At 72.2% G+C, this 11,900-nt stretch carries 13 protein-coding genes and 1 pseudogene; 6 read left to right on the forward strand and 8 right to left on the reverse strand.

The genetic code is table 11. The annotated features are described in order from the left end of the window. Positions 1 to 68 precede the first annotated feature (68 nt). The 4 genes from MMR14E_RS16880 (at position 69) to MMR14E_RS16895 (ending at position 2,569) form a co-directional block, all read left to right on the forward strand. Positions 69 to 524, forward strand: coding sequence for a histidine kinase (locus MMR14E_RS16880; protein ID WP_331315835.1), 456 nt, complete (start codon positions 69 to 71; stop codon positions 522 to 524). 48 nt (positions 525 to 572) lie between these two features. Then, positions 573 to 1,220, forward strand: coding sequence for a BON domain-containing protein (locus MMR14E_RS16885; RefSeq protein ID WP_331315836.1), 648 nt, complete (start codon positions 573 to 575; stop codon positions 1,218 to 1,220). 71 nt (positions 1,221 to 1,291) lie between these two features. Continuing rightward, positions 1,292 to 2,101: a universal stress protein gene (locus MMR14E_RS16890; RefSeq protein ID WP_331315837.1), complete on the forward strand. Its 810-nt coding sequence runs from the start codon at positions 1,292 to 1,294 to the stop codon at positions 2,099 to 2,101. Positions 2,102 to 2,122: 21 nt separating this feature from the next. Beyond that, positions 2,123 to 2,569, forward strand: coding sequence for a host attachment protein (locus MMR14E_RS16895; RefSeq protein ID WP_331315839.1), 447 nt, complete (start codon positions 2,123 to 2,125; stop codon positions 2,567 to 2,569). A 437-nt stretch (positions 2,570 to 3,006) separates the two neighbouring features. On the opposite strand, the pseudogene MMR14E_RS16900 reads toward MMR14E_RS16895, so the two are convergent. Both MMR14E_RS16900 and MMR14E_RS16905 read right to left on the reverse strand, forming a co-directional pair. After that, positions 3,007 to 3,081: pseudogene (locus MMR14E_RS16900) on the reverse strand (ornithine aminotransferase); the annotation flags it as partial. Next, a complete protein-coding gene (locus MMR14E_RS16905) occupies positions 3,081 to 3,257 on the reverse strand; it encodes a hypothetical protein (protein WP_331315993.1) in 177 nt (58 codons plus the stop codon). The gene MMR14E_RS16905 and the pseudogene MMR14E_RS16900, both read right to left, overlap by 1 nt. Before the next feature lie 232 nt (positions 3,258 to 3,489). Here MMR14E_RS16905 and MMR14E_RS16910 point away from each other — a divergent pair, with 232 nt between their 5' ends. Further along, positions 3,490 to 6,045, forward strand: coding sequence for a phosphoketolase family protein (locus MMR14E_RS16910; RefSeq protein WP_331315841.1), 2,556 nt, complete (start codon positions 3,490 to 3,492; stop codon positions 6,043 to 6,045). A gap of 149 nt (positions 6,046 to 6,194) precedes the next feature. Here the strand turns inward: MMR14E_RS16910 and MMR14E_RS16915 are convergent, their stop codons facing one another. The 6 genes from MMR14E_RS16915 to MMR14E_RS16940 all read right to left on the reverse strand — a co-directional run bounded on the left by MMR14E_RS16915 (position 6,195) and on the right by MMR14E_RS16940 (position 11,202). After that, on the reverse strand, positions 6,195 to 6,824 hold the full coding sequence (locus MMR14E_RS16915) for a Crp/Fnr family transcriptional regulator (RefSeq protein WP_331315843.1): 630 nt from the start codon (positions 6,822 to 6,824) through the stop codon (positions 6,195 to 6,197). Positions 6,825 to 7,334: 510 nt separating this feature from the next. Continuing rightward, positions 7,335 to 7,811 (reverse strand): hypothetical protein, encoded by a 477-nt coding sequence (locus MMR14E_RS16920; protein ID WP_331315844.1) that lies wholly within the window; start codon positions 7,809 to 7,811, stop codon positions 7,335 to 7,337. An 11-nt stretch (positions 7,812 to 7,822) separates the two neighbouring features. Then, positions 7,823 to 8,473, reverse strand: coding sequence for a BON domain-containing protein (locus MMR14E_RS16925; RefSeq protein ID WP_331315846.1), 651 nt, complete (start codon positions 8,471 to 8,473; stop codon positions 7,823 to 7,825). A gap of 97 nt (positions 8,474 to 8,570) precedes the next feature. Next, complete coding sequence (locus tag MMR14E_RS16930; protein ID WP_419539360.1) at positions 8,571 to 8,924, reverse strand: DUF1476 domain-containing protein; 354 nt, start codon at positions 8,922 to 8,924, stop codon at positions 8,571 to 8,573. A 105-nt stretch (positions 8,925 to 9,029) separates the two neighbouring features. Beyond that, on the reverse strand, positions 9,030 to 10,376 hold the full coding sequence (locus MMR14E_RS16935) for a S41 family peptidase (protein ID WP_331315848.1): 1,347 nt from the start codon (positions 10,374 to 10,376) through the stop codon (positions 9,030 to 9,032). A 13-nt stretch (positions 10,377 to 10,389) separates the two neighbouring features. Continuing rightward, the gene (locus tag MMR14E_RS16940; protein ID WP_331315850.1) at positions 10,390 to 11,202 is read right to left on the reverse strand and encodes a universal stress protein; all 813 of its coding nucleotides are present in this window, start codon (positions 11,200 to 11,202) and stop codon (positions 10,390 to 10,392) included. A gap of 225 nt (positions 11,203 to 11,427) precedes the next feature. On the opposite strand from MMR14E_RS16940, the gene MMR14E_RS16945 reads away from it, so the two are divergent. Then, positions 11,428 to 11,874: a DUF6455 family protein gene (locus MMR14E_RS16945; RefSeq protein ID WP_331315851.1), complete on the forward strand. Its 447-nt coding sequence runs from the start codon at positions 11,428 to 11,430 to the stop codon at positions 11,872 to 11,874. The last annotated feature ends 26 nt before the right edge of the window (positions 11,875 to 11,900 follow it).

The following is an 11,900-nucleotide window of genomic DNA, read 5'->3' on the forward strand; positions in this document are numbered from 1 at the left end:
CAGCGCAAGGCGAGTCGGCCCGGCGGATCCATCCTCCTCCCATCGCGACCAGGAATGAGGATCGGGCGATGCGGGCGAACGCAGGTGAGAGGCGGCCGATCGTGCTTGTCGCCGAGCCACAGGCGCTGCCGGGCATGTGGCTGGAGGACGCCCTCGCGGACGCCGGCTGTGCGGTGAGCGGCCCCTACGGAACCGGTGGCGATGCCATCGGAAGCCTCGACGCGAAGCGTCCAGACTTCGCCGTGGTCAGCGTCGACCTGAACGAGGGGCCGTGCTTCCCGCTCGCCTGCGACCTTCGCCGGAGGGGCATCCCCTTCGCCCTGATTGCCGGGAACGCCCGGGTCCCGAAGGCCTTCGCGGACGTGCCGCTGCTCGGCCGGCTGTTCGATGCCCGGGACATGGTCTCCGCCGTGGCCGCCGGCTGCGCCGCCCCGGGTTGCCCTCGGGCCTGCCCGATGCTCGCTCGTATCGCGGCCGGCAGAGAGCTTGCGCTGGATCAATGTCCGACCGCCTGCCGGGCATAGCCTCGGGCTCGGCCAGGCGCGACCTGGCCCTCATCGAGGAGATTTCCGATGGGCGATAAGCTGATCCGCCAGAATGTCGTAGACGAACTCGACTTCGACCCCAGCATCGACGCCGCCCATATCGGCGTCGCCGTGGATAAGGGCATCGTCACGCTAAGCGGCCACGTCGCCAGCTTCGCGGCGCGCGTCGCCACCGAGAAGGTGGCCCAGAAGGTCCGCGGCGTCCGCGGCGTCGTCGAGGAGATCAAGGTGCGCTTCGGCGGCGAAGCCCCGCCTCGCGACGAGGACCTCGCGCAGCGCGCGGTGCAAATGCTCGATTGGTCCGCGACAGTGCCCAAGGATGCGGTGCAGGTGAAGGTCCAGACCGGCTGGGTGACGCTCTCCGGCAAGGTCGACTGGCAGTACCAGAAGGAGGAAGCCTATCGGGCTATCCGGCGCCTCGCCGGCGTGACCGGCATCGTTAACAATATCGAGGTGGCACCGAAGGCGAGCGCGCCCGACGTACGCGCGAAGATCCTGGCGGCGCTCAAGCGCAACGCCGAACTTGAGGCCGACGCGATCAAGGTGACGGTCAAGGACGCGAAGGTCGTCCTGGAGGGCAAGGTCAACGCCTGGCACGAGCGCCGCCTCGCCGAGACTGCCGCGTGGTCGGCGCCGGGCGTGCGCGCCGTCGAGGACCGCCTCACGCTCGGCTGAAACCAGAGGGATGGGCGAGGCCGCAAGGCCCGCGCGCAGCCCTTCCATGCCTTCCGATCCGGAGACGTTCCATGACCTACGCGAGCATCATGGTTGCCGTGGACCTGTCGGAAGGCGCGCGAAGCCGCGTACGCTTGGCCGCGCACCTCGCCGACGCTTTCCACGCCCGCCTGACCGGCGTCGCGGCGGAGATGCCGGATTATAGTTGGGCTCCGGCCGGCCCGACGCCGGGAGGGTCGTTCCGCATTTCCTCGATTCAGGAGGCGGTCCTGAACGACCTCCGGGTGGCCCACGAGGCCTTCGAGGAAGCCGCCGGCGGACGCAGCCGTGTCGAGTGGCGCTCCAACCTCGAATTCCCGCGGGCGTTCCTGGTCGCCCAGGCGGCGGCCGCCGACCTCGTGGTGGTCGGCCGAGGGACGGACCCCGGGCCCGCGCTGTTAGCGGTCGATCCGGCCGACGCGGTCATGCATCTCGGGTGCCCGGTATTGGTGGTGCCGCCAAGCGTCGACCATCTCGACGCCAAGCGCGTCGTGGTCGCCTGGAAGAACACCCGCGAGGCGCGCCGCGCGGTGCTGGACGCGCTTCCGTTCCTGAAGCGGGCATCCGAGGTCCTCGTCGTCTCCGTCGACGATGCCGCCGGCTCCGAGGGTCAGGACACCCTTCGTCTCCTCCAGGCGCACGGCGTCTCAGCCATCCGCGTCAGACACGATGCCCTGGGTGCCTCGGCCTCCGAGGCACTCGTCGAAGCGGCCACCGAGCACGGGGCCGACCTGATCGTCGCGGGCGCCTACGGCCACGGCCGCCTCCGCGAGTGGGTGTTCGGTGGCGTCACTCGGGACCTACTGTCCTATGCCCCTCTCTGTTGCCTCATGAGCCACTGAAGCGACGCCCGGGAGGACACCATGACCGATCAGCGTCGCCTCATGATCCCGCACGGCGGCTACGTCCTCGTCTGCGACGGCCGCAAGGCCCTGGTGCTCCGCAACGAGGGCGGACCCCTCGCCGCGGATCTTCGTTTGCAGCGGGGCTTCGCGGCGCCACCGAACCCGCCGACCCATGAGCAGGGAACCGACAGGCCTCCGCGGGTCAGGCTCGGGGGCAGCCGCAGCGCCATCGAGCAGACGGACTGGCACGACCTCGCGGAGCGTCGTTTCGCGAGCGAGGTCGCGCAGGTCTTGGACACCGTCGACCCGATCCCGGCCTTGGTCCTCGTGGCCCCTCCGCGGACGCTCGCGGAGCTTCGGGAAGTCTTGTCTGCCCGCCTGCGGAGCGCCATCATCGCTGAAGTCGGCAAGGACCTGACTAAGCATCCCGTCGACGAGATCCAGAGACACCTGCGGCCGGTCTGAGTCAGGCCGGGACTTCGGACCTCGGCCGGGGCGATCACCCCTCCAAGGCACCCGGCGGCCCGACCCTCATCCCGCCCTGGGCCGGGCCGCTCGTACCTTTCGACCACACCCGGCAAATCCAACTTCCTGCCGGCGGTCGTTGCCCGTGCGTCGGGGCCGCATGCCCGTGCCCGGCCCGACGGACAGCCCAGCCTGGAGATCCACATGATCGGCGACGACACCCTTGCCGTCAGGGAAGCGCTCAGGCCAAAGCCGCCCAAGTTGGCGCGGACATCCTGGCAGCGTACCGGCAACTCGCGAGCAGATTGCCTCGAAAGGGTTGGGACGAACTCGCCGCCTTAGCAGGCTGTTGAAGAACTCCGGCCAGCGGTGAGCACTGAAGGGTATGTCGTCGCCGAAGTGGAAGCTGATTTCGCCCCGAAGCGAGCCGTTCCACGTCACGCGAGTGTCAGGCGGTCCTCGACGGCGCGCACGCCGGGGGCTGACCACGCGGCGCGCTCGGCCGCGTCCCTCAGAGGGTCAGCCACAGGAGCGCCGGCGTCACCGCCGCGCCCGCGACGGCGAGCCCCAGCGCCTGCAGGCTGCCGATGGACCGGTAGCGCGCCGCATCGGCGACGACCCGGCGACCGGCGTCGTTCTTCGGTCTGAGCGAGGCCGGCCCCCGCGCGCGGCCGACCGTCGTGATCAAGGNCGGCGACGACCCGGCGACCGGCGTCGTTCTTCGGTCTGAGCGAGGCCGGCCCCCGCGCGCGGCCGACCGTCGTGATCAAGGTGGTTCGGAGCACCAGGGCCATCGTTCGCTCCCGTCCTGCTGACGCGAGGCATCCTGCCGACGCGGTCCCGGGCCGCCTTGATCCACCTCAACGCCGTCGATCCCGGCCGCCTGCACGATCCCCGGCATCCGCCACCGGGAGGCCGACATGGACGTGAGGCGCGAGTCGCAGAGCACCCGCGAGGCGCGGCGCGACGGCGACGCGGCGGGCCCCGGGCACGACCTGGCCTTCGTGCCGGGGCCGCTGGGACCCGACAGCCTCGGGCGGATCGACGCCTACTGGCGCGCCGCGAACTATCTGTCGGTCGGCCAGATCTACCTCATGGCCAACCCGCTCCTGCGCGAGCCGCTGAAGCCCGAGCACGTCAAGCCGCGGCTCCTCGGCCACTGGGGCACCACGCCGGGCCTCAACTTCATCTACGCGCACCTGAACCGGGTCATCCGGCAGCGCGACCTCGACCTGATCGCGGTCTGGGGACCGGGCCACGGGGCGCCGGGGCTCGTGGCCAACGCCTACCTGGAGGGCACCTACAGCGAGATCTACCCGAACGTGGCGCGGGACCGCGACGGCATGGAACGCCTGTTCCGGCAGTTCTCGTTTCCCGGCGGCATCCCGAGCCACGCCTCGCCCGAGCTGCCCGGCTCGATCCACGAGGGCGGGGAACTCGGCTACGCGCTGGCGCACGCGTTCGGCGCCGCCCTCGACAATCCCGGCCTGACCGTCGCCTGCGTCGTCGGCGACGGCGAGGCGGAGACGGGGCCGCTCGCCGCCGCGTGGCACGCGAACAAGTTCCTCGATCCGTGCCGTGACGGGACGGTTCTGCCGATCCTGCACCTCAACGGCTACAAGATCGCCAACCCGACGCTCCTCGCCCGCATGCCCGCCGACGAGCTGCGCAGCCTCCTCGTCGGGTACGGCTACGAGCCGACCTTCGTCGCCGGCGACGAGCCGGCCCGGATGCACCAGGCCATGGCCGCGGCCCTCGACGCGGCGTTCGACGCCATCGCGCAGATCCGGACGTGCGCCGGTCTCGGCGAGCCCGGGCGACCGCGCTGGCCCGTCATCGTGCTGCGCAGCCCGAAGGGCTGGACGGGGCCGGCATGGGTGGACGGCAACCCGGTCGAGGGCACCTGGCGGTCGCACCAAGTGCCCGTGGCGGCCGTGCGGGAGAACGCGGAGCACCGCGCGATCCTGGAAGCCTGGATGCGCTCCTACCGGCCGGAGGAGCTGTTCGCCGAGGACGGCTCGCTCGTCCCCCACCTCGCCGCGCTTCCGCCGAAGGGACCGCGCCGCATCTCGGCCAATCCGCACGCCAACGCGCACAAGAGCGCCCCCCTGCGTCTCCCGGACCTGGGCGCCGCCGCGGTCGCGGTGCCGGAGCCGGGCCGCACCCGGGCGGAGGCCACCCGCGCGCTTGGGCGATACCTGCGGGACGTCCTGACCCTGAACGCGGCGGCGCGGAACTTCCGCATCATGGGCCCGGACGAGACCGCTTCGAACCGCCTCGACGCGGTCTTCGAGGTGACGGGCCGCGCCTGGCAGGAGGAGATCCGTCCCGGCGACGACCACCTCCGGCGCGACGGCCGGGTCATGGAGGTGCTGAGCGAGCATCTCTGCGAGGGCTGGCTCGAGGGCTACGTGCTCACCGGACGGCACGGGCTGTTCGCGACCTACGAGGCCTTCGCGCACGTCGTCGATTCGATGGTGAACCAGCACGCCAAGTGGTTGAAGTCCTCGCGCGACCTGCCCTGGCGCCGGCCGGTGCCGTCCCTCAACATCCTGCTCTCGTCCCACGTCTGGCGGCAGGACCACAACGGCTTCAGCCACCAGGACCCGGGCTTCATCGACTTCGTGGCGAACAAGCGGGGGGACACGGCGCGGATCTACCTGCCGCCGGACGCCAACACGCTCCTGTGCGTCACGGACCACTGCCTCCGGACCTACGACCGCATCAACGTGGTGGTGGCCGGCAAGCAGCCCGCCCCGCAGTGGCTCGGTCTGGACGAGGCTGCCCGCCACTGCGCGGCCGGCATCGGCGTCTGGGCGTGGGCCTCGAACGAGGGCGAGGCGGAGCCGGACGTGGTCATGGCCTGCGCGGGCGACGTGCCGACCCAGGAGACCCTCGCCGCCGTGGACTGGCTCCGCCGCCACGTCCCGGACCTCCGGATCCGGGTCGTGAACGTGGTCGACCTGATGACGCTGCCGGCGCCCGAGACGCACCCGCACGGGCTCGACGCCCCGACCTTCGACAGCCTGTTCACCCGGGACCGTCCGGTGGTGTTCGCGTATCACGGCTATCCGTGGCTCATCCACCGGCTGACCTACAAGCGGACGAACCACGGCAACTTCCACGTCCACGGCTTCATCGAGGAGGGCACGACGACGACGCCCTTCGACATGTGCGTGCTGAACCGGCTCGACCGGTTTCACCTCGCGCAGGCCGCGCTGCGCGCCGCGCCGCGGTTGGGCGCCCGGGCCGAGCACGCCGAGGCGGCGCTCCGGGACGCGCTGGCCGCGCACCGCGCCTACGTCTGCCAGACCGGCGACGATCTGCCGGAGGTGCGGGATTGGGTCTGGCCGGAACGGCACGCCCCCGAGGATCACGACCGCCGGACCGAGGGCGACATCATGCAGTGCGGCCCTGTCGAGGCGGGCGAGGCTCGCCGGGCCGGGACGGTGGACGACTGGACGATCGTCCCCTGAAGCCGACGGTGATCCGCGTCCCCGGAGCCGGTACCGCGGATCCGTCCAGCATCCTCCCGGCGTCCTCTCCAGCATCCTCCTCCCGGCCGGCGCGGTCGAGCCGTCCCGGCGACCGGGCGCGACATCGATCCGATCGTTCGGCGCAGCGGTCAGGGCCTCGCGTGTTCCAGGCTCAGATAGGCGGGATCGAACTCGGCGACCCGCCTGAGGCCTGACCAATCCTCGATGATCATCCATCGGCCGCGCCAGGACACGAGGCCGGCCTCATGAAGGCGTTTCACCGTCCGGTTCGCGTGAACCGACGTCAGGCCGAGCGCGCTGCCGAGTTCCGTCTGGGTCAGGGGCATCGGAAACCGGAAGGCCTCGGCCAGGCCGGCGGCCGCGGCGCGCGTGAAGAGCTCGCAGATCACGTGCGCCATCCCCTCGTATGCGTGGCGGTGCCCGGCGTTCAGGAGCCAGCGCCGCGCCGTGGCCGCCTCGACGGCGGTCTCGAGCATGACCATGAGGCAGATGCGCGGATGCCGCTCCATGAGCCCCTTCAGCGCGTCGTGCGGGACGAGACCGATGCGGCAGGGGGTCAGCGTGGCGATCCCATGATCCAACCGCCCGCGCAGGAGGCCCTGCAGATCCAGGAATTCACCCGGGAGTTGAAGCGCCAGGATCTGCGGCCTGGCGGCCCTCAGGGGGACGTACCGGCAGGTCCAGCCATCGAGCAGCAGCCTGCACGCGGACGGCGCGTCGTCCGCGCGCAGGATCTCCGTATCCGCCTCCACGTTCACGACCCGTGAGACGGCCGCGACGAGAGCTTCCGTCTCCGCGACGCAGACGCCGGACCGATCCAGCCTGCGCCGGACGGGCAAGGTCCAATCCACCCGCGACGGACGGGTCGCTTCGCGCCCGGCTCTTTCCCCGCTCGATCGCGCGCCTTCCGGAGGCCTCGGCGGGCGCGCCGCCCCCGAAGTCGCCCCCGAAGAGGCCTTCGAGTCGCCGGGCCCGTCGCCGGTGAGCGCTCCTCGGCCCTGGCTCGGATGTGTCTCCTCCTCGCCCACCGCCATGACCCGCCTCCCCGTTGCGCAGGACGGCGGGCAGGTTGGGCGCCCGAAGCGACCGCGCCTTGCGATGGATCAAACAATGTCCGGTTCGCGACCGCGCGCGTCGCTCCCGCCCCGACCCGTCCGGCGGTCCGAACGGCCCGCGCCACCGGGGTGCGCGGCCCTCACCGGTGGCGTGGCACGGTGATCCGCGCCGTCCGGGACCGGCCGCGCCCGCCAGGGTCGGCGATCCGGGCGTCAGGCTCCGTCCCCCGGCGCCTCGCGGCCGACGTGGGCGACCCGGAACGTGCGGAAGGTCGCGTCACCGGCATCCCGGATCGAGACGTATTCGCCCTCCACGAAGGCGTGGGACCCGAGGCGGTAGCCGGCCTCGTCGTCGGCCTCGGTCCGGTCGTCGTAGTCGATCAGCCACGTCGCGCCGCCCTCGCCGCCGGCCCGGTGAACCAGCCGGCCGTGCCGGTCGCGCTCGTCGGTCCAGAACCGGCGCACGCGGCATCGGTCGCGGCCGTGGTGCCAGAGCCTCGCGTCGAGGCGGCCGTCCGGCCCCAGCGGGGCCACGATCTGGTAGCCCCGCCCCGCGCTGCCGTCCGGATGGTCCGGACACCGCGCCAGCGTCAGGGTCACGCGGTAGAACCCGACCGCGCCGTCGGGACCGTCACCAAGCCGCCCGGATTCCGGAGCGGCCGCGCCGGGCCGGTGCGCTTCGACGGACATGGTGCTCCTCCTCAGCTCAAGGCGACGATGCGGTCCTCGACGGCGCGCACGCCCGGCACCGACCAGGCCGCCCGCTCGGCGGCGTCCCGCTCGGCCCAGGCCGTCACGGCGCCTTCGAGGATCACTTTGTCACCCGAGACGGTGACCTTGATCCCGTCCGCCTCGAACAGGGCGCCCCGCCTGAAGGCTTCCAGGATCTTGTCCTTGACCGCCGTCGGCGGAACCTGCGGACGGACCTCGATGCGGTTGGTCACCCCGTGCACGCCGGTCAATTTCCGGACGGCCGCCTCGGCACCCGCCATCTGGTACTGCCAGTCCACCGTGCCGGTCAGCGTCACCCAGCCGCCGGCGACCTTCACCTGGATGGCCTGTTTCGGCAGGTGCACGGACCAGTCGATGATGGCGAGGGCCCGCGCGGCGATCTGGTCGTCGGCGACCTTCTTGTCGTCGGCGTAGCGGACCTCGATCGCCTCGGCGATGGCGCGCACACCCCTGACGCGGCGCACGGCGCGCTCGGCCTCGACCTTCTCGGCGTAGCTTCCGACGTGACCGGTGAGTGCCACGACGCCGTTCGAGACAGCGACACCGATGTCGCCCGCGTCGAGACTGGGGTCGAAGTCGAGCTCGTCGAGCACGGCGCGGCGCAAGTCCTTGTCGGTCATGTCATCCCTCCTCATGGCGACCCTCCTTGGGGCGTCCCGCCCGCGCATGGCGGGGCACGGGACTGCCGCACGGGCCCGTCGCGCGATCCTGCGCGCCCTAGACGGAAGAGCCTTGATCCAGCGCAACGCCGACGCGGTGCTCGGCCCGGGCGAGCGCCGCGCACCGATCCATCTCCGCGCGCAGGCTGCGGGCCGTCGTCGCGATGCCGGCCGACGTCAGATCGGCCAGGAGGCGCTCGATCAGGGCGTTGTCGTCGGCCAGGACTGCGAACTCGGTGAAGGCGCTCTCATACGCCTCCGCCGGCGGGCCGCTCAGGCGCATCTGTTCGCGGGCCCATATGGCGAGGAGTCCGTTGCGGCGATTGCGGACGTGGAACCGCGCCTCCTCCGCGCGGACGAAGCGCAGCTCGGCGGCCCGCTCGCGTTCGTCGAATGTCGTGGTCATGGTCATTCCCGACTGTGCCTCGGCCGGACCGTGTCGGCCGCGTATCGGACACCATCCGGCGGGCCGTGGCGGCTGGCCTTGAGGCAGATCAAGCTCGGGTCCCGGCGCCCCTCACCGGACGGCCGCGACGGTTCCGAGATGCGCGAGGGCCTCCCGCAGCGGCGGGTCGAGCCCCGGGTCGATATCGGCATCGACCACCGGACCCTCCCGCAAGGATCCCGATCCCGGAGCGGCCCGGCCACGCGGCTCACCGTCGGTGCGGGGCCCGGCGCCCCGGCCCGTCGCCACCCAGCGATCGGGCTCGATCCCCGCGCCTTCCAGTCGACGGCCTGCCGGCGTGACGGCCCAGGCCGTCGTGAGCCGCAGCCCGCGTCCGTCGCGGAGCGCGAAGGTCGTCTGGACTGCGCCCTTGCCGTAAGTGCGCGTGCCGATGAGCGTCGCGCGTCGGTGATCCTGCAGGGCAGCGGCGACGATCTCGGCCGCCGACGCGGTGCCGCCGTCGACGAGCACGACCATCGGGACGCCGTCGATCCGGTCACCGCCGGCTCCGGCCGACGCGAAGCGCTCGACAGCATCGGCGCTGCGCCCCAGGAGGCGGACGATCTCGCCCCGTCCCAGGAACGCCCCGGCCACGGCGACGGCCTGTCCGATGAGGCCGCCCGGGTTCCCGCGAAGGTCGAGGACGACCCCGGCGAGCTTGCTGCCGTCGAGACCGGCCTTGAGTGTCGCGATCGCCTCGAGCAAGCCGCCTGACGTCAAGGCATCGAAGTAATCGATGCCCAGGTAGGCGACCGTGCCGAGCAGGCGCAACCTGACCGGATGCAGCGCGAGCCGGACCCGGACGAGGACGCGTTCGACCGGGGCCGGCGCGCCCGGCCGGACGACCCGCAGATGTACCGCGGAGCCCGGCGCACCGCGCAGCCGGTCGGCCAAGCGGACGGGCCCGATATCCGCGACGGCGACATCCTCGACGCGCTCGATGACGGTTCCGGGCACGAGACCGGCCCGCGCCGCCGGACCGTCCGGCAGCGTGCTCCGAACGCGGCCGCTCGCCTCGACCTCGACGCCGAGACCGCCAGAGCGTCCGGCATCCTGGTCGTCGAGCATCCGGACCTGGGCCGCCGTGAGGTATCGCGCGTGTCGATCCAGCGAGGCGATCATGCCCGTGATGGCGGCGTCGACGAGGTCGCCGTCACCGCGCGCGGCGTCCGCTCGCCTGCGAACCTCACGGAGCGCGACCCCGAAGAGGGCGAGATCCCGGTAGGGGTGGCGCGCGGCCGGAGACGCGCGGACGGCATCACCCGTTCGGTCCGGGCTCGCGAGGGCGGCGATCGCGGCGCCGACGAGTCCGGCGGGAACGGCGATCCACCACGATGCCCGGCGACCCGCGCGCGCCGGGACCGCCGAGGCGGCGCGCGGCGTATCGAGCGCCGTCCGAGATGGCGCTGTCGTCCGCAAGGCCCGGCACCGCTCAGTGCGACATCAGCACCGGCACGCCGCTCTGGCGGAGAGCATCCCGGCTCGCGCCGCCCAGAAGCGCCTCGCGCAAGCGGGAATGGCCATAGGCGCCCATCACCAGGAGATCGGAGCCGGCCTCCGCGACCTCGGCGATCAGGTGGCCCACGACCGTGACGGCGCTGAAGACCGTGCGGTACGCGGCGTCGATCCCGTGGCGGGCCAGATGTCGGACAAGTCGGTCACCGCTCTCGCCGACCCCGGCGACGGCCTCGGTCTGGACGGTCACGATGCCGACGCGGCGGGCCCGCGTGAGCAGCGGCAGGGCATCGCCCAGGGCCCGCGCGGCCGCGGCGCTGCCGTCCCAGGCCACTGTGACCGCGTCGAGCCGGGCCGGCTCCGACCAGCCGGTGGGCACCAGGAGGGTCGGTCGTCCGCTGCCGAGCAGGAGGTCGTCGACATAGGCGTCCGCCGGCCTCTCATGCCGGAGACCGGGCTGCTCCACCACCACGAGATCGTGCATCCGTGCCCGCGCGAGCAGTTGGGTGCGCAGGGCATCCGGCGCGCCGTGGATCGTTTCCATCAGGGCCGGAACCTCGGCGGCCTCGGCGGCACAGGCCAGGTTCTCGGCGGCTTCCCGGACGGTCCGGAGCGCCTCGTCGCGGGCCGAGACCACGAGATCGTAGCGGACCTCCGCGAGGCCGCGGTCGCCTTCCGGCTGCAAGCAAAGGCAACTGGTGGCCGCATCGAGTTGCCTGGCGAGGGCCACACCGTACGGGCCGGCCGCATCGCCGACCGCATCGGCGACGATGAGCAGATCCTTGATCATGGCGGGCGATCCATGTCGACGGATTGAGGGAGCTGGCGCTGCGCTGAGCCGTCGCTCGACTTCTGGTCCTCCCGCGAGAGCCCGCCTTGATCCAGCGCAAAGTCGCGGCGCCGACGTGTCGCGCCCGGGCTCTATCGCGACCCCGTCCGTCGGCGCTGACGCAGATCGCGGCCCATCGATCCGCGCCCCTGGCCGCGCGCCGCCGGTTTTGCGCTGGATCAAGGGATGCGCCGCGGCGGTGGGGCATCCTGGGGCTTTCAGGAGGCCGCGATGGCAACGTCAGCCGAGGAGCCCGACCCGTTCGACCCGTTCGGCCTCGCCGCCGCGATGAGCGAGTGGTGCTGCATGCTGAAGGCGGCACAGGAGCTTCGGAACATCGATCACGAGATGATGGTGACGGTGATGGAGGCCGGCGGACCGGCCCCAGCCGCGTCGTCCCCTGAAGGCGCCGCGAAGCTGCGCAGCATCGTCGGACTGATGCGAAGCCTCGGCCTGGACCCCGATGCCGTCCGGCAGCGCGACCCCGAAATCGTGCGGCAGCTGGAAGCCGCCTGCCTGGATTGCCGGAACCGCGGCCGCTGCGCGCGCGAGTTGTGGGCCGGGACCGCGGCCGGTACCTACCCGGACTTCTGCCCGAATGCCGCCCGCCTCGACCGGTTGCGCCGTGCCTGAGGCGAGCGCGGGGCCGATCGCTGCGC

Source organism: Methylobacterium mesophilicum (genome assembly GCF_036441335.1).
Classification (GTDB): Bacteria; Pseudomonadota; Alphaproteobacteria; order Rhizobiales; family Beijerinckiaceae; genus Methylobacterium; species Methylobacterium mesophilicum_B.